At 61.2% G+C, this 21,178-nt stretch carries 17 protein-coding genes; 10 read left to right on the top strand and 7 right to left on the bottom strand.

Annotated features, from left to right (window positions below):
- Window positions 1–28: 28 nt before the first annotated feature.
- Complete coding sequence (locus BMX59_RS26120; protein WP_071490677.1) at window positions 29–586, bottom strand: NADPH-dependent FMN reductase; 558 nt, start codon at window positions 584–586, stop codon at window positions 29–31.
- A gap of 228 nt (window positions 587–814) precedes the next feature.
- Here BMX59_RS26120 and BMX59_RS26115 point away from each other — a divergent pair, with 228 nt between their 5' ends.
- Window positions 815–1,051, top strand: a complete 237-nt coding sequence (locus tag BMX59_RS26115) for a hypothetical protein (protein WP_058426290.1) — start codon at window positions 815–817, stop codon at window positions 1,049–1,051.
- Between the two features lie 61 nt (window positions 1,052–1,112).
- On the opposite strand, the gene BMX59_RS26110 is transcribed toward BMX59_RS26115, so the two are convergent.
- Window positions 1,113–1,457, bottom strand: a complete 345-nt coding sequence (locus tag BMX59_RS26110) for a hypothetical protein (protein WP_092248874.1) — start codon at window positions 1,455–1,457, stop codon at window positions 1,113–1,115.
- 109 nt (window positions 1,458–1,566) lie between these two features.
- On the opposite strand from BMX59_RS26110, the gene BMX59_RS26105 reads away from it, so the two are divergent.
- Window positions 1,567–2,460 (top strand): LysR substrate-binding domain-containing protein, encoded by an 894-nt coding sequence (locus BMX59_RS26105; RefSeq protein WP_093127453.1) that lies wholly within the window; start codon window positions 1,567–1,569, stop codon window positions 2,458–2,460.
- On the opposite strand, the gene BMX59_RS26100 is transcribed toward BMX59_RS26105, so the two are convergent.
- The 5 genes from BMX59_RS26100 to BMX59_RS26080 all read right to left on the bottom strand — a co-directional run bounded on the left by BMX59_RS26100 (window position 2,457) and on the right by BMX59_RS26080 (window position 7,560).
- Entirely contained in the window at window positions 2,457–3,038 is a 582-nt protein-coding gene (locus BMX59_RS26100; protein WP_083351445.1) for a GNAT family N-acetyltransferase, read from the bottom strand. The genes BMX59_RS26105 and BMX59_RS26100 overlap by 4 nt on opposite strands.
- A gap of 8 nt (window positions 3,039–3,046) precedes the next feature.
- Window positions 3,047–5,302: an Orn/Lys/Arg family decarboxylase gene (locus BMX59_RS26095; protein WP_071490681.1), complete on the bottom strand. Its 2,256-nt coding sequence runs from the start codon at window positions 5,300–5,302 to the stop codon at window positions 3,047–3,049.
- A gap of 205 nt (window positions 5,303–5,507) precedes the next feature.
- Window positions 5,508–6,248, bottom strand: coding sequence for a DNA polymerase III subunit epsilon (dnaQ, locus tag BMX59_RS26090; RefSeq protein WP_165447934.1), 741 nt, complete (start codon window positions 6,246–6,248; stop codon window positions 5,508–5,510).
- A gap of 70 nt (window positions 6,249–6,318) precedes the next feature.
- Window positions 6,319–6,771, bottom strand: coding sequence for a ribonuclease HI (gene rnhA / locus BMX59_RS26085; RefSeq protein ID WP_003173571.1), 453 nt, complete (start codon window positions 6,769–6,771; stop codon window positions 6,319–6,321).
- Window positions 6,772–6,801: 30 nt separating this feature from the next.
- On the bottom strand, window positions 6,802–7,560 hold the full coding sequence (locus BMX59_RS26080; RefSeq protein ID WP_071490683.1) for a class I SAM-dependent methyltransferase: 759 nt from the start codon (window positions 7,558–7,560) through the stop codon (window positions 6,802–6,804).
- Between the two features lie 65 nt (window positions 7,561–7,625).
- Here BMX59_RS26080 and gloB point away from each other — a divergent pair, with 65 nt between their 5' ends.
- From gloB to BMX59_RS26040, 8 genes are all read left to right on the top strand, one after another.
- Window positions 7,626–8,393, top strand: coding sequence for a hydroxyacylglutathione hydrolase (gloB, locus tag BMX59_RS26075; protein ID WP_092248864.1), 768 nt, complete (start codon window positions 7,626–7,628; stop codon window positions 8,391–8,393).
- 98 nt (window positions 8,394–8,491) lie between these two features.
- The gene (locus BMX59_RS26070; RefSeq protein WP_093127448.1) at window positions 8,492–9,907 is read left to right on the top strand and encodes a lytic transglycosylase domain-containing protein; all 1,416 of its coding nucleotides are present in this window, start codon (window positions 8,492–8,494) and stop codon (window positions 9,905–9,907) included.
- Window positions 9,908–10,117: 210 nt separating this feature from the next.
- Entirely contained in the window at window positions 10,118–11,947 is a 1,830-nt protein-coding gene (locus BMX59_RS26065) for an extracellular solute-binding protein (protein ID WP_093127444.1), read from the top strand.
- Window positions 11,944–13,782 (top strand): extracellular solute-binding protein, encoded by a 1,839-nt coding sequence (locus BMX59_RS26060; RefSeq protein WP_092248855.1) that lies wholly within the window; start codon window positions 11,944–11,946, stop codon window positions 13,780–13,782. Before BMX59_RS26065 ends, BMX59_RS26060 begins: the two co-directional genes overlap by 4 nt.
- A complete protein-coding gene (locus BMX59_RS26055) occupies window positions 13,783–14,859 on the top strand; it encodes a microcin C ABC transporter permease YejB (RefSeq protein WP_025857226.1) in 1,077 nt (358 codons plus the stop codon).
- Between the two features lies 1 nt (window position 14,860).
- On the top strand, window positions 14,861–15,880 hold the full coding sequence (locus BMX59_RS26050) for an ABC transporter permease (protein ID WP_012723835.1): 1,020 nt from the start codon (window positions 14,861–14,863) through the stop codon (window positions 15,878–15,880).
- A 1-nt stretch (window position 15,881) separates the two neighbouring features.
- A complete protein-coding gene (locus BMX59_RS26045) occupies window positions 15,882–17,483 on the top strand; it encodes an ABC transporter ATP-binding protein (RefSeq protein WP_093127439.1) in 1,602 nt (533 codons plus the stop codon).
- A 159-nt stretch (window positions 17,484–17,642) separates the two neighbouring features.
- On the top strand, window positions 17,643–21,134 hold the full coding sequence (locus tag BMX59_RS26040; protein ID WP_093127436.1) for a hypothetical protein: 3,492 nt from the start codon (window positions 17,643–17,645) through the stop codon (window positions 21,132–21,134).
- Window positions 21,135–21,178 lie beyond the last annotated feature (44 nt).

Below are 21,178 nucleotides of genomic sequence, written 5' to 3'. Positions count from 1 at the left end.
GCTCCCACTGCTGGACCTGATTGCTCGATCAAGCGAGCTGTTTTTCGACCCATTTACCGTAGGCATCGATGAAGGCCTGCAGGAACGGTCTGGTCTTCTCGGACACCTTGCCCGCCTCATCGAACACACTGCCCGCGCCGCCCAGGTAGGCCTCCGGCTGCTGCATGCACGGCACATCGAGGAATACCAGGGACTGGCGCAGGTGATGGTTGGCGCCAAACCCGCCAATCGCACCCGGCGATACGCTGATGATCGCCCCCGGCTTGCCACTCCAGGCACTCTGCCCGTACGGCCGGGAACCCACGTCGATGGCATTCTTCAACGGGGCCGGGACGGAGCGGTTGTATTCCGGGGTCACGAATAACACCGCGTCGGATGAGCTCACCTGTTTGCGGAAAGTACTGTAGGCTGCCGGCGGTGATGCTCCGTCAATGTCTTCGTTGTAGAGCGGCAAATCGCCAATTTCCACAATGTTCAACTTCAGGTTGGCAGGGGCCAGTTCAGCCAATGCCAGGGCAACCTTGCGGTTGATCGAGTCTTTTCTCAAGCTGCCGACCACGACGGCGATGGTGTAGACCTTGCTCATTGGGGCTTCCCGACGTCTGACTAAAGGAGCTTGTAGTTATAAAGTCTTCGCGACGGGTTCACCAGAAGGTTTTTGATAATCCTGCGGGCACCTGCATTGCGCAGCATCATGTAAGAAGCATCTGAAAACATCGGCGAATAGTATTTTTATTCCGTAAGTAAACTACCCAGCTCCATGACGGTCTACAGAACCGCAAATCGAGTGTTTATCTCCAGAGGTTCTAAACAGATGGCAGCAGTACTAGTCGGACAGTTTCATGCCAGAGACGCAGAGGGACGCGTGTATTCGGTGCATGAGTTCCAGGAATCCAACCCGGCGCAAGGCGACCTGGCTGGCTCGGCGCCTACCATTACCTACAAGCTGGCCATTGGCGACCGTGTAGAGAAACTGGAAGGCGACGAATTCAAGCTGATCCAGTCGGGCACCATTCTCGTGCGCGAATCGCAAACCACCCTCGCGTCATAAGATCCCGCCTTATCCACCTGCTCAGTCCTGGCCATTGACGGCGTTGACTGGGCTGGGGTGATCACGGGCGACGGATCTCGGTGACTTCAATGCCCTGCTCGCCCTCGACCTTCTTCACGGTCACCACCAATCGCCCCCGCTCACCCTCCACCGCGAACATGGAACGCTGGTAGCCCGCCGTGTTGTAGCCTGGGTGCGCCACCACCTGCCTGACCAGTTCAATACCCAACACCGCCCCCACCTGTTCGATGACCTGTTCCTGGGAACGGATAAACGCTTCAAGTGCCAGGTTTTCCGGCGCGGTTTCGTTTTGACTGTTGAAGAGATAAGCAGCCACGCACCCTACGGTCACCAGGACCAGCAGTTGCTTGACCGTTACCCCGAGGAATATCGAGGGTAGAGGCATGTGAGACCAGACCTGTTTTTGTTGTTAATGCCGGCGGCCGGCTTTGGTCGTTAATGATCAGCGCAGCCATTCTATTGAATACCCGGCGCGCTGCACATAGACTCCGGCGATGCGTTTACGTCATATCGAAGTGATTCAGGCCATCTTGCAGACCGGACACCTCGGCACGGCCGCCGAGTGGTTGCAACTTCCCGTGGGCGATGTGGACGCGGCGCTCAAGGACGCCGAGCAACAGCTCGGCTTCATGTTGTTCGCCAGTGTGCGCGGGCGTTTGCAGGCTACCCGGGAAACCCTGGAACTGCAGGCGGAAATTGCCCATGTGTATGAGGCCCTGGAGCCGGTGCAACGCCTGGCCAGCCGCCTGAAAAACCATCATGCCCCTGCCCTGCGCGTGCTCTGCACACCGCCGCTGGCCAATCAGCTGTTGCCGCACAGTATTGCGGTGCTGCGCCGACGCTTCCAGGACACGCCCTGCAACCTGTCGAGCCAACCCACCCGGGAGATCATCAGGAGCCTGCTGCTGCACGAAGCCGACGTGGGTTTGAGCCTGCATGACCCGGAGCACCCGCAGATCCACTGCACCGTACTCGCCCAGAGCAAGCTGCAACTGCTGGCGCCCCATGGTTGGCTCAAACCCAAGCAGAAGTACATTGCGCTGCAGGACCTCGCCGGACAATCGATGATCGGCCTGGAGAGCCAGGACCCGCTCAGCCGCCTGCTGGACGCCAAGCTGCAAGCCTTGCGCCCGCTGCCGGTGGTGCAGACGCGGGTGCAGACCTACCAGATGATGCGCAGCATGGTGGAAGCAGGCGAAGGCCTGGCGGTGGTCGACCCGTTCACCGCGTTCGGCGCCCGCGAGGCCGGGCTGGATGCGTGCCCGGTGTCGCCGCCGATCATGATCAGCCTGTATGCGCTGACCCTCAAGGATGGCCCGACCTCCCCGGCGCTGAATGCGCTGCTGGAGATCGTGACGCAGAAGGCCGAGGGTTTGTTGGCGGGTTAAGCGTTGCCGGCTTCGCTCTTGAACAACCGATACCAGAATATCGCCACTTCGCGGGTCTGCGGGTCGATACCGCGATAGCGCAGATGGTCGATGCCGCCCATCACATAGCCGCAACGCTCGTACAAGCGGCAGGCACCGAGGTTGTTGTTCTGGGTTTCGAGCATCATGCCGGGGAGGTTTTTCTTGCGGCTCCAGAACTGCGCCACATCCAGCAACGCCTTGGCTACTCCGTGGCGTCGCGCAGGCAAGGCCACCGCCAACTCGTCGACATGGGCAAAGCCGTTCCAGTTGGTGCTGACCACGATGTGCCCCACCGCCCGGTCGTCCAGGTAGGCCATGAAGATCGCACTGTCGGGCGCGTCACGGAAACTGGCGAACTCCTCAGGGTCAATGCCGTAGCACTTGCGGTACGGCAAGATACGCTCCACGGGCCATTGATCGACCCGCTTGCCCATCTGCGGCTCACCGTAGGCGCTGACCTCAAAGCTGAAGTCATTGCCCCACACATAGGCATCAAAGCCTTCATCTGCGACCCGCACACTGAGTCCGGGATACTTCGGGTTCATTACAGCCTGCATAAACATCCTTAACCCTTGATGCAATCGACGGTGTAACAACGACCGCTGCCATCATCCTCGTGTTGCAACCCATGAACATCGGCGACAAAACCGGGGAAACTGCTATCGAACGTCCGGGCAAACGCCAGGTAGTCGATGATCGAGCGCGTCGACTCGGTAAAGCGCTCGCCCGGCATGATCAACGGAATGCCGGGCGGATAAGGCACCAGCATCACGGCTGCGATGCGTCCTGGCAAGGCGTCGATGGAAACCGCCTCCACTTCGCCCCTCACCAATTGGTCGTAGGCGTCGGCGGGCTTCATCGCGATTTCCGGCAATACGGTGTACATGCGCTTCAAATGCCTGGCCGTGGCGTTGCTGCGATAACAGCTGTGCAACTGGTCACACAGGTCGCGCAAGCCCAGGCTTTGGTAGCGCGTCGGCCCTTGGGCAAACACCGACGGCAAACAACTGGCCAGGCTGATATTGGCGTCGTAACTGCGCTTGAATTCCAGCAATTCGGTGAGCAAGGTACTCCATTTACCTTTGGTAATGCCCATGGAGAACAGCACGAGGAAGGAATACAGCCCGGTCTTTTCCACTACCAGGCCACGCTCCCAGAGGAACTTGCTGACCACCGCCGCCGGGATCCCGCAATCGCTCAAGGCACCGCCGGCATTGAGACCGGGCATTACCAGGGTCACTTTGATCGGGTCGAGCAGCACGTAGTCCTCGGCTACATCACCGAAGCCGTGCCAGTCATCCTGGGGATGCAATAACCAATCGGCGGTGGCGACCTTGTCGATCCCCGCCACCGACGGTGGCTGCCAGATGGAAAACCACCAGTCCTCGGCGGCGATATGCTGGCGCAGATTGGCCAGGGCGCGGCGGAAGCTCAGCGCCTCATCAAACATCTCTTGCAACAGCGAACGCCCGGCCGGGCCTTCCATCATTGCCGAAGCCACGTCCAGGGAGGCAATGATGCTGTATTGCGGCGATGTGGAGATATGCATCATGAACGCCTCGTTGAAACGGTCACGGTCCAGTTGGCGGGCACCGCCGTCCTGCACATGGATCATCGAAGCCTGGCTGAAAGCGGCCAGCAGTTTGTGGGTGGAGTGAGTGGTAAACACCAGCGGGCTGTCCGCCGTGCGCGAGGTGCCCATGCCGTAGCGCCCGGCGAAGAACTCATGAAACGCCGCGTAGGCGTACCAGGCCTCGTCAAAATGCAGCACCTCGACGCTGTTACCCAATTGCTGCTTGATCAGCTCGGCGTTGTAGCACAGGCCGTCGTAGGTGGAATTGGTGACCACCGCCATTTTCACTTTCGGCGGGCGGCCACGGGTCAAGGGACTGGCGTCGATCTTGGCGCGGATCGACTCGGGGCTGAACTCGCTCAGGGGAATCGGACCGATGATCCCCAGTTCGTTGCGCTCCGGGCACAGGTACAGCGGGATGGCGCCGGTCATGATGATCGAATGCAGCACCGACTTGTGACAGTTGCGGTCCACCAGCACCAGGTCATCGCGCCCGACCATGGAATGCCAGACGATTTTGTTGGCGGTGGAGGTGCCGTTGATGACGAAGAACGTATGGTCGGCGCCAAAGTTACGCGCAGCACGGGCTTCGGCTTCGGCCAGCGGCCCGGTGTGATCCAGCAGCGAACCCAGCTCGGGCACCGAGACCGATAGATCCGAGCGCAGTGTGTTTTCCCCGAAGAACTGGTGGAACGCTTGCCCCACCGGGCTTTTGCGATAGGCCACACCGCCGCCATGGCCCGGTGTGTGCCAGGAATAGTTCGAATCAGCCGTGTGCTGCACCAACGCCTTGAAGAACGGCGGCAACAGACCATCCAGATAAGTCCGCGCCGCACGGGCGACTTGCCGGGCGAGAAACGGCACGGTGTCTTCGAACAGATACAGGATGCCGCGTAACTGGTTGAGTTCGCTCATGGCGTCGGCAGGCGCGTTTTCCAGGGTGACTTGCTCGCCCAGGGCAAAGATCGGCAGGTTGGGCGCCCGCAGCCGCGCCAGGCGGATCAGCTCGACCATGTTCTGTAGAAGGTGGGTGTTTTCGCCAGCGCCTTCGGCGGCGATCAACATGCACGCCAGGCCATGATGGGTAGACGCCACCAGCCTGCCTTCGGCGTAGTCCACCGCGGAAAATATAGAAAAGCCCTCTTGCTCCAACTCCCGGGCGATGCCTCGGACCCGGTCACCGGCAACGGTGTCGGCCTTGATGTCGCGGTGCACGATCAGGACGGGAAACTTCAGGTCTTTATACATGTTTGCTTGTCGTCCTGAGGGCTATGCACTCAAGGGTAGAAGCTTGGCGGCCATGACGCGAATGAAGATTGACAGGCAATTGAAATCAATTGTGGGAGGGGGCCTGCCCTCGATAACGGTACATCAGTCAACACAGGTTTCGACTGGCCTGCCCCTATCGGGAGCAAGCCTCCCCCCCACAGTTCCAATCGAGTTCAGCCAGGGGTTATTGCTGGGTCAGTTGGGTCCATAATGCCGGCGCGCCCGCCGATTTGGCGATCGCTTCGAGCCGAGCCGCGTGTTCCGCGAGGTCCTGTTCGCTGGCGCGGATGATAGTGGTCGGCTTGCGATCAGCCGGCAGTCGGCGGATTTCCGAAGGACGGTTGCCCGAGCCTTCCGCCGAACCGCTGCCATCGGAGGCGTTGCCCGCCAGGGACAGGCTGGTCTGCCCGCCGGTCATGGTCAGGTAGACGTCAGCGAGAATCTCGGAGTCGAGCAAGGCGCCGTGGAGCTCACGGCCGGAGTTGTCGACGCCATAACGTTTGCACAGGGCGTCGAGGCTGTTGCGCTGACCCGGGTGGCGCTCACGGGCCATCATCAAGGTATCGAGGATCGAGCAGTGCCGGGAAATGTCCGCGCGATCAGTCTGCCCCATCAGGGCAAACTCGTTATTGATGAAGCCGACGTCAAACGCCGCGTTATGGATGATCAACTGGGCACCGTTGATGAATTCGAAGAACTCATCGGCGACTTCGGCGAAGCGCGGCTTGCCCTTGAGAAATTCGTCAGTGATGCCGTGGACGGCGATTGCGCCTTCGTCACTGTCGCGGTCCGGTTGCAGGTAGACGTGGAAGTGACGGCCGGTCAGGCGACGCCCCATCAATTCGACACAGCCGATTTCAATGATCCGGTGACCGTCGGTCACCGGCATGCCGGTGGTTTCGGTATCGAGTACAACAGATCGGATGGCCATCAGGGTTCAGCTCTCAACGGTTTGGTGTATTTCAAAGGGCGCGATGTTACCACGTGAGTCGCCTTCAACTCTGCTTGTAGCCCCGCACTTCATCCACGCCACGGTTGGCCAACTGGTCAGCACGTTCGTTGCCGGGATGGCCGATGTGGCCGCGTACCCATTTCCAGGTGATGTCATGGCGATTGCATTGCTCATCGAGCAATTGCCACAGGTCGGCATTTTTCACCGGTTCCTTGGCGGCGGTTTTCCACCCGCGCTTCTTCCAGTTGACCATCCACTCGTTGATGCCCTTCATCACGTATTGCGAGTCGGTCACCAGCAGCACATTGCAGCGGCGCTTGAGTTCTTCCAGGCCACGAATGGCGCCCATCAGCTCCATGCGGTTGTTGGTGGTGTTGGCCTCACCGCCCCACAACTCCTTCTCCACGCCCTTGCACACCAGCAACGCGCCCCAGCCGCCGGGGCCCGGGTTGCCCTTGCAGGCGCCATCGGTGAAGAGTTCTACGCTATCGGTCATCGGTTGCTCGGTATCAATTCAAAAAGAGGATTACGCATCGCTTTGCTTGCGGTTGACCTTGGCCATCGGCAATGGCACCAGCTTGCCCATCGGCTCGCGGCGCACCTGCTGCAACGGGCGCAGCCCGACCGCGATCTTGCGCGCCACCAGCAGGTAAAACCCGCCACCGGACAATTGCCAGGCGCCGGCCCGGCGTTCCCAGCCGGCCAGGCGGCCCTGCCACTTGGTCGACGCGAGCGGCGGACGATAGCACCCGAAGCGGCGTTTCTCCAGCGCGAAGCCCAGCAGGTTCAGCCAGTCGCCCACCCGCTGCGGCGAGATGCAGCGCGCCTGGCGCAGGCCGTCATGGGCGAACACATGGCGCAGGCCCCAACTGCTCCAGGGGTTGATCCCCACGATCAGCAAATGGCCACCGGGCCGTACGCTGCTCGCCGCCTCGCGCAACAAGCCGTGGGGCGACAGGCAGAAATCCAGCCCGTGCTGCAACACCACTACATCGGCAGCATGCTCGCTCAACGGCCAGGCCTGTTCCTCGCACACGATCTCCACGCCTGGCAACGGTGCCCCCAGGCGAACATTGCGTTGCACCTGCGGCGCGCAGGGCGGCGTTTCGGCCGAGGGGCCGTAGTGCACCAGATAGCCACCAAAGAACCGGCCCAGCTCGTCTTCGAGCATGCGCCGTTCTTCGTCCAGCAGAAATTGCCCGATGGGACCGGACAGCCACTCGCGGGCCGCGCCGATCAGGGCCAGCCACTCAGGATCGGCCTGGGCGAACGCTTTATCAGTCATTGCATTCTCCAACTCGCCTAGACGTTCTAAGATGCACCAATGTGTTCAGCTTGGCGAATCGAAGAATGATACAGATCAGTGCCCTGCCCGCCTTCACCGATAACTACATCTGGTTGTTACAGGACCCTCGCACCCAACGCTGCGCCGTGGTCGACCCCGGCGATGCCGCGCCCGTGCTGGCCTGGCTCGAGCAGAACCCTGGCTGGAGCCTCAGCGACATCCTGATCACCCACCATCACCACGATCACGTCGGCGGTGTCGAACAGCTCAAGCGTGAGACCGACGCCAAGGTCTACGGCCCGGCCAACGAGAAGATCCCGGCGCGGGACGTGGCGTTGCACGATAACGACCGCATCACGGTACTCGGCTGGGACTTCGACATCTATAGCGTTCCCGGCCATACCCTGGGCCATATCGCCTTTTATCACCCGGGCGTGCTGTTGTGTGGCGACACCCTGTTCGCCGCCGGTTGCGGGCGCCTGTTCGAAGGCACGCCGGAACAGATGCACAGCTCCCTCGAGCGCCTGGCCGCCCTGCCCGCCGATACCCTGGTGTACTGCACCCACGAATACACGCAGAGTAACCTCAAGTTCGCCCAAGCTGTGGAACCGGACAACACAGATATAGCCGAACGAGTGGAGAACGTACGCCAACTGCGGGCCAGAGGCGAGATCACGCTGCCTTCCAACCTGGCCCTGGAAAAGCTGACCAACCCCTTTCTGCGTACCTCTGAAACATCCGTTAAACAAAAAGCGGACGAACGGAATGGCCGTGACAACCGCTCTGGGGCCGAGGTGTTTGCTAGCTTGAGGGCTTGGAAAGATAAGTTCTAAAGGGAAGCAATCTGATACGCAATTTCTGAATGGTTGACCGGAACCCAACGGGTTTCTAGAATCGCCCGACATTTTTGCCCGGAACTTACTTCCAGCCAATGTCGTCATCTATTCGTAAATCCAACCATTCAGACGCATTGACCCGCCTGGCTCAAGCTGTGGCGGTGGCTGTGTCCGCCACACTGGCGGGCTGCCAATCAAGCAATTTCACCGCACAATCCACCGTGCAACCCAAGCCAAACCTCACCGCCAAAATCAAACAGAAACCCGTCATCTGGCTTTCAGAAAAACCGGCTCCCGACGTACCCCAGGATGTTTGGGAACGCATGCGCCGGGGCTTTCAACTGCAGGACGGTCTAGGTGTCAACCCGCGTATCGAGCAACAGCGCCTGTGGTTCGCCAGCAACCCGTCCTTCCTGGAGAATGCCGGAGAACGCGGCAGCCTCTACATTCACTACATCGTCGAACGTCTTGAAGAACGCAACATGCCCTTGGAGCTGGCGCTGCTGCCAGTGATTGAAAGTGCCTACAATCCGATGGCCTATTCGCGCAGCGATGCGGTCGGCCTCTGGCAGTTCATCCCCTCCACCGGGCGCTACTTCAACCTGCGCCAGACCCGTGCCTACGATGGCCGTCGCGACATCACCGCCTCCACCACCGCCGCACTCGACTACCTGACCCGCCTGCATGACATGTTCAACGGCGACTGGCTGCTGGCCCTGGCCGCCTATAACGCCGGCGAAGGCACGGTGAGCCGGGCCATCGAGCGCAACGAGAAGCTCGGCCTGCCGACCGACTACTGGAACCTGCCGCTGCCCCAGGAAACCAAGGACTACGTGCCCAAGTTCCTGGCGCTGTCCCAGGTGGTGCTGGCACCCGAGGCCTACGGCGTCAACCTGAACCCGATTGCCAACCAACCTTACTTCGAAGTGGTGGAAGTCAAGCAGAGCATGGACCTGTCACGGGTTGCCGCGCTGGCCGAGATCGACGAAGACGAACTGTTCCAGCTCAACCCGGCGCTGAAACAACGCACTACCCTGGACGGCCCGCAGCATTTGCTGGTGCCCAGTTCCAAGGCGCAACTGCTGACCAGCACCCTTTCGACGATGAAGCCTGAAGAATTGCTGGCGATGCGTCCGAAAAAGCAGGTGTTCGACGAGGTCGAGACCGCACGGGTGGCCGGGCGTACTCGCAGCTACAAGGTACGCACCGGCGACAACCTGACGCTGATTGCCAAGGCCAACAAGGTCGACGTACATGACCTGCAACGCTGGAACAAGCTCAACGGCCAGGCCCTCAAGGTCGGCCAGACCCTGGTAATGCAGGACACGCGCAAGCTAGTGGCCAAGGCCGACAGCAAGAAACCGGTGCAATACAAGGTCAAGAAAGGCGACTCGCTGTACATCGTCGCCAAGCGCTTCAATGTCGAGATGCAACACCTCAAGCGCTGGAACCCGCGTACCGGCCAGGCCCTGAAGCCTGGGCAGATGCTGGTGGTATCAGGTCCACGCTGAAACATCTGGAACACTGGGGACCCCATGTGGGAGGGGGCTTGCCCCCGATAGCGGTAGGTCAGCCAATGAATCTGTTGGCTGGTGTGTTGCTATCGGGGGCAAGCCCCCTCCCACATTGTTTCTGCGTCAATCCAACGGCCTTTTTCCAACCGGAACAAGCTGTTACTGTACCGATCATAAAGCCCAAGCCGCCTGGATCGGATCTCTGACTTGAAGCGTCCCCTCCTTCTACTAATAAGTCTGGCCTTGAGCTTTGCAGCGAACGCGACGATTACCGAGAGCCACGGTTATGCGCAGTTCGGCAGCCTCAAGTACCCGGCCAAATTCACCCACTTCGATTGGGTAAACCCTGCAGCGCCGAAAGGCGGGACATTGCGGGTCATGGCCTTTGGCACTTTCGACACCCTCAACCCCTATACCTTCAAGGGCTCCAGCCCGGTTTCCACGCCGAACTTCCTGCAATATGGCGTCAATGAGCTGAATGAGCCCTTGATGGTCGGCACCGGCCTGTATGCGCCCTCCGGCGATGAACCCACCTCCAGCTATGGGCTGATCGCCCAATCGGTGGAGTACAGCGAGGACCGCAGTTGGGTGGTGTTCAACCTGCGTCCCGAAGCGCGCTTTCACGATGGCAAGCCGATCACGGCGTATGACGTGGCGTTTTCCTATCGCACCTTGCTGACCGAAGGGCACCCGCAATACCGCACCAACCTGCAGGAAGTGGCGCGGGTGGATATCCTCAACCGCCACCGCATCCGCTTTGTGTTCAAGCGTGCCGGCAACCCCTTGCTGATCCTGCGCCTGGGCGAGTTGCCGGTATTGCCCCAGCACTACTGGAAAAACCGCGACTTCAAGGCCACCACCTTCGAACCACCCCTGGGCAGCGGCCCCTACCGCATCAGCAAGGTCACGCCCGGACGGCAACTGGTGTTCGAACGGGTCAAGGACTACTGGGGCAAGGACCTGCCGGTCAACCAGGGCTTCTATAACTATGACAAGGTCGAGGTGGAGTTTTACCGCGACAGCGATGTGGCCTTCGAAGCCTTCAAGGCCGGTGAATTCGATATCTACATCGAGCACCAGGCCAAGAACTGGGCCAATGGCTACAACTTCCCGGCGGTGAACCGGGGTGACGTGATCAAGGCGCAGATCGCCCACCAAATCCCGACACAGAGCCAGGGTCTGTTCATGAACACGCGGCGGCCCACGTTCAGCCAGGCCAAGGTGCGCGAAGCCCTGGGGCTGATGTTCGACTTCGAGTGGACCAACCGCACCCTGTTCAGCAGCGCGTACAAGCGCACCTTGAGCTACTACCCCAACAGCGAATTCGCCGCCACCGGCGTACCCACCGGCCGTGAATGGATGATGCTCTCGCCCTACCGCGAGCAGTTGCCGGCCAACCTGTTCACGCAAGCCTTCAGCCTGCCCCAGACCGACGGGCGCGGCATCCCCCGCGAGACTATGCGCCGCGCGCTGGCCCTGCTCGGCGAGGCTGGCTGGAAGCTGTCCGGACAACGCCTGGTCAACAAGGATGGCCAGCCGCTGCGTTTCGAGATCCTGCTGGTCAACCCGAACCTGGAGCGCATCCTGCAGCCCTATGTCGAGAACCTGATCAGCATCGGCGTCGACGCGCGCCTGCGTACCGTCGACCGTGCCCAGTACAAGCAGCGCCTGGACCAATTCGACTTCGACATGATCCTGATCACCCTCAACCAGACCTTGAGTCCAGGCCTTGAGCAGTGGCAGTACTTCCACTCCAGCCAGTCCGCGATCAAGGGCAGCAAGAACTACGCAGGCATCAACAATCCGATTGTCGATCACCTGCTGGAACAACTGCTGGCCGCCAAGACCCGCGAAGAGCAACTGGCCGCCGGCCGTGCCCTCGACCGGGTGCTGCTGTGGCAGCACTACAGTATTCCCAACTGGTACCTCAACTATCATCGCCTGGCGTACCGCAACCGGTTCGCCTTTGTCACCACGCCGCCCTACAGCCTGGGCCTGAGCGCGTGGTGGCTGAAAGCTTCGGAGAAAGCCCAATGATATCTTTGCGTACTGCCCTGCTCGGCAGCCTGCTGCTGTGCACTGCGGCCCAGGCCGCCCCGCAACATGCGTTGACGCTGTACAACGAACCGCCGAAATACCCCGCCGACTTCAAGCACTTCGACTACGTCAACCCGGATGCGCCCAAGGGTGGCACGTTCCGCGAGTCGGCCATGGGCGGCTTCGACAGCCTCAACCCCTATATCAGCAAAGGTGTACCGGCCGACAATCTGGGCCTGATCTACGACACCCTGGCCATGCAAAGCCTGGACGAGCCCATCACCGAATACGGCCTGGTGGCCGGCAAGATCGAAAAAGCCCCGGACAACAGCTGGGTGCGCTTCTACCTGCGCCCGGAAGCGCGCTTCCATGATGGCCACCCGATCCGCGCCGAGGACGTGGTATTTACCTTCCAGGAACTGATCAAGGAAGGTTCACCGATCTACCGCACTTATTACGCCGACGTCGACGAAGTCATCGCCGAAGACCCGCTCAAGGTTCTGTTCAAGTTCAAGCGCACCAACAACCGCGAATTGCCGCTGATCCTCGGACAACTGCCGGTATTGCCCAAGCATTGGTGGGCCACCCGCGACTTCGCCAGGGGCAATCTGGAAATACCGCTGGGCAGCGGGCCGTACAAGGTCGCCGAGGTCAAGGCCGGACGCATGATCCGCTACGAGCGGGTCAAGGATTACTGGGCCAAGGACCTGCCGATCACCAAGGGTTTCTACAATTTCGACAACCGCATCACCGACTACTACCGCGACAGCACCGTGTCCCTGGAAGCCTTGAAGGCCGGGCAGTTCGACTACTGGCTGGAATTCAGCGCGAAGAACTGGGCCAACGCCTACAACATCCCCGCTGTTGCCCAGGGCCGGCTGATCAAGGAAGAAATCCCCAACGGTAACCCCACCGGGATGCAGGGGTTTGTGTTCAACATGCGCAAGCCGATGTTCCAGGATGTGCGCGTGCGCAAGGCCATCAGCCTGTTGCTGGACTTCGAGTGGAGCAACAAGCAGCTGTTCAACGGCGCCTATACCCGTACGCGCAGTTACTTCGAAAACTCGGAAATGGCCGCCACCGGCCTGCCCGGCCCGGATGAACTGGCGATTCTCGAGCCCCTGCGCGACAAGATCCCGCCCGAAGTCTTCACCCAGGCCTTCGAACCCTCCAGGACCGACGGCAGCGGCATGATCCGCGCCCAGCAACGCGAGGCCTACCAACTGCTGCAGGAAGCCGGCTGGCGCATCGTCGATGACAAGATGGTCGACACCACTGGCAAACCGGTAACCATCGAATTCCTGCTGGCCCAGACCGAATTCGAACGCATCCTGCTGCCGTTCAAGCGCAACCTGGCCGACCTGGGCATCGACCTGGTGATCCGCCGGGTCGACGTGTCGCAGTTCATCAACCGTATCCGCTCGCGGGACTTCGACATGCTGGTGGGCAGCTTCCCGCAGTCCACTTCACCGGGCAACGAACAGCGCGAGTTCTGGAAATCGTCCAGCGCCGACAAACCCGGCAGCCGCAACTACATGGGTCTCAAGGACCCGGCCATCGACCAGTTGGTGGAAGAGTTGATCGACGCCGATTCACGCAAAAGCCTGGTGGCCCATGCCAAGGCCCTGGACCGCGTGTTGCAATTTGGCTACTACGTGATCCCCAACTGGCACATCAAGACTTTCCGCGTGGCGTACTGGGATCACCTGGGCCACCCGAAAGTCCCACCGCGCTACGACGTCGGGACGGCCACCTGGTGGGCCAAGCCCGACGTCAAACCGGCCGTCATCCCGGACACTAACACGAGCGCCGATCCGGCGAGCGGAGGCGATTAAATGCTGGCCTATATCTTTCGCCGCCTGTTGCTGATTATCCCGACGCTGTTCGGGATCCTGCTGATCAACTTCGTCATCATCCAGGCCGCCCCCGGTGGCCCGGTGGAGCAGATGATCGCCAAGCTCGAAGGCTTTGAAGGCGCCACCAGCCGCATTGCCGGCGGCGGCGCCGAGGTATCGGTGGCCGGCTCCAGCAGCTACCGCGGCGCTCAGGGCCTGGACCCGGCGCTGATCAAGGAAATCGAGAAAATGTACGGCTTCGACAAGTCGGCGCCGGAACGTCTGTGGATCATGGTCAAGAACTACGCCCAGCTGGATTTTGGCGACAGCTTCTTCCGCGACGCCAAGGTCATCGACCTGATCAAGGAAAAGATGCCGGTGTCCATTTCCCTCGGGTTATGGAGCACGCTGATCATGTACCTGGTGTCGATCCCCCTGGGGATCGCCAAGGCCACGCGGCACGGCAGCCATTTCGACGTGTGGACCAGCTCGGCGATCATCGTCGGCTACGCGATCCCGGCCTTCCTGTTTGCGATCCTGCTGATCGTGGTGTTTGCCGGCGGCAGTTACCTGGACTGGTTCCCCCTGCGCGGGCTCACCTCCAACAACTTCGATGAACTGAGCTGGGGCGGCAAGATCCTCGATTACTTCTGGCACCTCGCGCTGCCCATCACGGCCCTGGTGATCGGCAACTTCGCCACCATGACCCTGCTGACCAAGAACAGCTTCCTTGACGAGATCAACAAGCAGTATGTGATCACCGCCAAAGCCAAGGGCCTGACCAACCACCGCGTGCTCTACGGCCACGTGTTCCGCAACGCGATGCTGCTGGTGATCGCCGGTTTCCCCTCGGCCTTCATCGGGATCTTCTTCACCGGCTCATTGCTGGTGGAAGTGATCTTCTCCCTCGACGGCCTGGGCCTGATGAGCTTTGAAGCGGCGATCAACCGCGACTACCCGGTGGTGTTCGGCACGCTGTTCATCTTCACCCTGCTGGGGTTGATCGTGAAGCTGATCGGCGACCTTACCTACACCCTGGTCGATCCGCGGATCGACTTTGCCAGCCGGGAGCATTGAGATGAACCTGTCCCCCCTCAATCGCCGCCGGTTCGAACGGTTCAAGGCCAACAAGCGTGGCTGGTGGTCGCTGTGGCTGTTCCTGATCCTGTTCGTGCTGAGCCTGGGCGCCGAGCTGATCGCCAACGACAAACCCCTGGCCGTGCACTACGACGGCGGCTGGTACTTCCCGGCGCTCAAGCGCTACCCGGAGACCACATTCGGCGGCGAATTCCCTCTGGAGGCCAACTACAAGAGCCCGTACATCCAGGAACTGCTCAAGGCCAAGGACGCCTGGACGTTGTGGGCGCCGATCCCGTTCAGCTACCAGAGCATCAACTACGACCTCAAGGTGCCGGCCCCCGCGCCGCCTTCCAGCGTCAACCTGCTGGGCACCGATGACCAGGGCCGCGACGTGCTGGCGCGGGTCATCTACGGCTTCCGCGTGTCGGTGCTGTTTGCCCTGACCCTCACCGTGCTCAGCTCGATCATCGGCGTGATCGCCGGGGCCCTGCAGGGCTTCTATGGCGGCTGGGTCGACCTGGCCGGGCAGCGTTTCCTGGAGATCTGGTCCGGGTTACCGGTGCTGTACCTGCTGATCATCCTCGCCAGTTTCGTGCAGCCCAACTTCTGGTGGCTGCTGGGGATCATGCTGCTGTTCTCGTGGATGAGCCTGGTGGACGTGGTGCGCGCCGAGTTCCTGCGTGGGCGTAACCTGGAATATGTGCGGGCGGCGCGGGCGCTGGGCATGCAGAACGGCGCGATCATGTTCCGCCATATCTTGCCCAACGCGATGGTGTCGACCATGACCTTCATGCCGTTCATTCTCACCGGCGCCATCGGTACGCTTACCGCTCTGGACTTCCTCGGCTTCGGTTTGCCCGCCGGTTCGCCGTCGCTGGGTGAACTGGTGGCCCAGGGCAAATCCAACCTGCAAGCGCCGTGGCTGGGCATGAGTGCCTTTGCCGTGCTGGCGATCATGTTGAGTTTGCTGGTGTTTATCGGCGAGTCCGCTCGCGATGCCTTCGACCCGAGGAAATGAGATGAATCAGGACAATCTGATCGAAGTCCGCGACCTCTGCGTCGAGTTCGTCACGGGCGAACACCACCACCGCGTGGTGAACCATGTCAGCTTCGATATCAAGCGCGGTGAAACCATCGCACTGGTGGGTGAAAGCGGCTCGGGCAAATCGGTAACCGCCCACTCGATCCTGCGCCTGCTGCCCTACCCGCTGGCGCGCCATCCCTCCGGCACCATCGAGTATGCCGGCCAGGACCTGCTGACCCTCAAGGAAAAAACCATCCGCCACATTCGCGGTAACCGCATTGCGATGATCTTCCAGGAGCCGATGACCTCCTTGAACCCGTTGCACCCCATAGAGAAGCAGATCAACGAAGTGCTGGGCCTGCACAAAGGGTTGCAAGGCAAGGTCGCCACCCAGCGCACCCTGGAGCTGCTGGAGCTGGTGGGTATTCCTGAGCCGCACAAGCGCCTCAAGGCCCTGCCCCATGAACTGTCCGGTGGTCAGCGCCAGCGGGTGATGATCGCCATGGCCCTGGCCAATGAGCCCGAATTGCTGATCGCCGATGAGCCGACCACCGCACTCGACGTGACGGTGCAATTGAAGATCCTGGAATTGCTCAAGGAACTGCAGGCGCGCCTGGGCATGGCGCTGTTGCTGATCAGCCATGACCTCAACCTGGTGCGCCGGATTGCCCACCGCGTGTGCGTGATGCAAAAGGGTTGCATCGTCGAGCAGGCGGAGTGCGAGACGCTGTTCCAGTCACCCCGGCACCCGTACACCCAGGAGTTGTTGGCGGCAGAACCCAGCGGCGGCCCGGCGACCAACGATGTTGGCCCACCGTTGTTGGAGGTCGATGACCTGAAAGTGTGGTTCCCGATCAAGAAGGGCTTTTTGCGCAACACCGTTGACTACGTCAAGGCGGTGGACGGTATCAACTTCAGCCTGCCCCAGGGGCAGACCCTGGGCATCGTCGGTGAAAGCGGCTCGGGCAAGTCCACCCTGGGCCTGGCGATCCTGCGGTTGATCGCCAGCAAGGGCGGTATTCGTTTCGAAGGCCAGCAACTGGACAAGCTCAGCCAACAACAGGTACGCCCGTTGCGCCGGGAAATGCAGGTGGTGTTCCAGGACCCGTTCGGCAGCCTGAGCCCGCGCATGTGCGTCAGCGAGATCGTCGGCGAAGGCTTGCGCATCCACAAGATGGGCACGCCGGCCGAACAGGAAGCGGCGATTATCGCGGCGCTCAAGGAAGTGGGCCTGGACCCGGAATCCCGGCATCGCTACCCTCACGAGTTCTCCGGTGGGCAGCGCCAACGCATTGCCATCGCCCGCGCGCTGGTGCTCAAGCCACGTCTGATCCTGCTCGACGAGCCCACCTCGGCCCTCGACCGCACGGTGCAACGCCAGGTGGTGGAACTGCTGCGCAGCCTGCAGGCCAAGTACAACCTGACCTACCTGTTCATCAGCCATGACTTGGCGGTGGTGAAGGCGCTGAGTCACCAATTGATGGTGGTCAAGCATGGGCAGGTGGTGGAGCAAGGGGATGCGCAGGCGATCTTTGCGGATCCGCAGCATGCCTATACCCGCCAGTTGCTGGAAGCCGCTTTCCTGGTTCCCGCCTGACACAACTTTGAAAAAAGTCTGAAAGGAGGCTTGCCCCCCCGCAGGCCTTAACCTTGCCGCCGTGGCTGACGCAAGCCACGGCCTTGCAGGAAACACCTGCTACAGAGGCCCCCTCCTCGTGGCGGATGATCCGGGGTTTCATCAGCCGGAACCGACCTCATGGATGACATTCACGCCCTTGCCCTGACTTGGGACAGCCTCCCCGGCGACACGCCGCTGCCACTCAGTCTCAGCCCTTCTATCGCCTACCTGAACGAACGCCAATCCCTGCGCAGCGAAGGCGACACGACCCTGATCGGCCACTTGAGCCGCCTGCTGGCCGTCGCCTCGAACCAATCGTTACCGCCTCCCACGCATCCCGTGCCAATGGTCGCGCATTCTCAGTTGGGCCAATGGTGCGAAGCCTTTTGCAAGGCCATCAATCAGAAAGACTTCATTGACTGGGCTAACGCCGAGGGGTTTGATCTGGCCACGCTACGCGTGCACAACAGCCGACTGAGCGTGACGGCTCACGGGCAGCCCAGGGTCTACACCCTGGCCGACTCGTCCGCCTGGTGGACATTGGCCAACCCGATCATCTACATCAGCCAACTCCTGGACCCGACCGAACTGGGCATGCCGTATATCGCACCTGTGCCTCCCGCCGGTGCGCGCACCTTTCCCTTGAACCTGACGCTGGCGTTCCATGGTTTGCCGATGCCTGCCAACCGCCTGCAGGCGCAGACCATTGTCGAAGAGCTCGACGCCTTGAAGGGTTTTCCCGGCTTTGACGATAACGGGCGCAGCAAGTCGATGAGCTACGCCGAGTCGAGCCAGCAGATGCTCGACTATCGACAGCTGGCAGAGGCCCTGCAACGGTTGGTCAAGGACGAGAACAGCTTTGACGCGTTGGATATCTACCGCACTGTGCTGTATCTGACATCCGATTCGCGGTTGTCCAGAAACCTCAAGGAGGCGGCGGGCCTGTTGCAGGCAATCATCAATAGCAACGACCTGGGCAGCACGGACGACGCGCCGGCGCCCGCTTACTTCGATTACCAGCGGCAAGTGTTGTGTGTGCTGAACCCGGACAGCGGGCGCGAAATAAACACCTTGGTGCCAAAGGCACCCGATGAGCGTTGGAACCGGTTGGCCACACTCGGCGAACAACTGGGCAGCCATGTCTATACCGACCAGCGCATCAGTATGGTCGGGGCTTTGCAGGCGTATGCCATCGAGCGCCCGCTGAGCAGGACGGAGGTCAGCCTCCTGAGCCAGCGCCTGCGCGACTGGCCGGCGCCTGCGGTGCCGGTGATATTGAACAGCGCCCGGTCGTTCGGCGAACTGTACCGCTATCGGCAGTACATCGGTCTGCTCAATGATCGCCACGTACTGCGCAACGCTTTGTCGACGGTGATCGCTGGCGGGAACCTGAATGATGCCGATCGGTTTGAGGTAGGCGCCAGCGTTGACCCGGACACACTCCAGGCAACCGTTAAAAAAGCCTACGCCCAGATCCACGTGCTGACCGACCACCCTGACTTCCTGGCCATCCGCACCCGGGAACGCGTCGACCCTGCCAGCCACGTATTGCTCACTGCCGAGGGTAGCGTTGGCGCCAATGGCCTGGACGGCACCTGGAAAACCCTGACCGACCCAGTGATGAGCAATGTTGAACTTGCCCCTCTGGTGTCGCGCCTGAAGCTGGTAGCGGCCAAGACAGGCGGGTACTTGCGCAGTCATTTCAAGGTGACGCTCAGCCAGGCACTGAACCTCTACCACCTTGTACGCCCCCACACACTGCACGAGGCACGCCTGACGTTGCAGCAACTGACCGTCAGCCAACCCCTGCCGACGCGTCAGGGCCACTACTGGCGAGCGCTCAAGCCGCTGTCTGGTTCACAACCCTCAGCCTGGAAACTGTCGGTGCTCGATCGCACGCAAATCATGCGCATCATCGAGCGCTTCACGGCCGACCAGGACGTGCCGCTGTTCGAGTACCTCGGCCAGCCCATCGTCGCCGGCAAGTCGATAGCCGATGTGCGGGCGGAAGCGGATTTCCTCATGGTCCGCCTGCTCGCAACACCCTTGGCCCAGCAACTGGCAGACGCTTTGTCGAACGCCCTGCACTGGCATGGCGGCCACGCCGGCGAGCGCACGGAAAGTGGCAGCCGCAGTGCACTGATACTGGCAGCACTGATCCTGAGCCTGGACCCCGAGCCCGATGCGTACCCGAACCGGATCAATCTGGTCGACTGGCACGACGATTACTTCTGGGGTGAGCACGTGCCGTTCATACGCCAGTGCATCGACAGCAGCCTGGCCGGGCTCCACCCAGCTACCGCAGCACTGGCCGCGCACCTGTTGCTGAGCGAAAAGGGTCCACATTTGCTCGTACGCGACATACCCGACGCCACGCCTTGCCTGAGCGCCCAGACCTGGGTGCTGTATCATCAATACGTCATGTACATGGAAAAAGTCATGCCGGGGTCTTCCCGTCAATTGACTTACAACCAGATCATGTTCCTGGCCGGGCTGGCGCCACACGGCAGCTGGAAGCGCTTCCTCGAAAGCAGCGAAGCAACGCCGCCGGTGCTGGAATGGGCCGTGGTCAACGGCATGCTGGACCCTCGACCGCATTACGATGTGCTGGCGATCAATACGGCACTGGAAGGCCTCAATCGACAGCGTGCCAGCCTGGCCGACGCCGTCGAGACGTTTGCACAGCCTGTGGTGACCTTGCGCCAGACCGCGCTGGACGATCTGCGCCGAGTGTATGCCGACAACACCTTGCTTGAAGAGCCAGTGCTGATGTGGCTGCCGGAGCATTCGCCGTTTTCCGAAGACGGCCGCTTCGAGGGCGTGTATACGGGCCCTCTGTACTCGTTCGTCGACCTGCACAGTGCCGGTGCCCTGGATGTCACCTCGAAACGCTGGCACTCGGCAAACGCTGGGGTCAAATATCGGGAATTGGCTCGGCAATTCCACTTGCTCACTCCGATCAATCGGCTTTTTTTCGACACCTTTGATCGCAAGCTCGGGCAGTTGAAAGAAGCCTACGGGACCGCGCTCCGTTACGGCTTGTCGCACCTGACCCTGCCCAGTCGTGAAGCCCTGGAATACGGCCTGGTGCTTTTTTTCGGTCTCACCCAGAGGCACGGCGACGTCGGCCGGTTCGGTGTACTGATGTATGTCTCGCATTACAGCGACAGAAAGTTCTATGAAGTTTTTCCCCGGCACCTGTTGGTTCGTCCACGTCCAGACCTTGACTACAAGCGGGTCATGCAGGCGGCCAAGGACGGCGCCAGCGGTGCCTGGATGCGTTTCGACTGGCCGGCCTACGCGCAAGGCACCCGACCTGCCGAGGTGGCGCTGACCGCGGCGGCGACAGACCTGGTCATCCATCAGCTCGACAACTTCGCACCCGCCGAAATCCCCGCCCCGGACCTCTTCGGACGCAGGGTGCCGCGCACCTTCGACTCACCACGCAGCCGCGCCTTGATGAGTGTCATCGTCGAGCGGCATATGCTGCATGACGGCGAGGCCCTGCGGGAAAAGGCCCGGCAACCGGTCACCCTGGCTGAGGCCGTGGCCGGTTACGATCCATGGGCCGACTACCTGCGCCGCTGTGCACCGCCGGTACGTCAGGGCTTGAACAATGGCGAGTTTTAGCTGACGCTGCTCGCCTGCCCGTTGAACTGCTGCGAGGAAGCGCC

Origin of the sequence: Pseudomonas sp. NFR09, assembly GCF_900111535.1 — a bacterium.
GTDB lineage: Bacteria > Pseudomonadota > Gammaproteobacteria > Pseudomonadales > Pseudomonadaceae > Aquipseudomonas > Aquipseudomonas extremorientalis.
The sequence above is the reverse complement of the archived record's forward strand: the minus strand, read 5'-3'. Positions and strand labels throughout refer to the sequence as shown.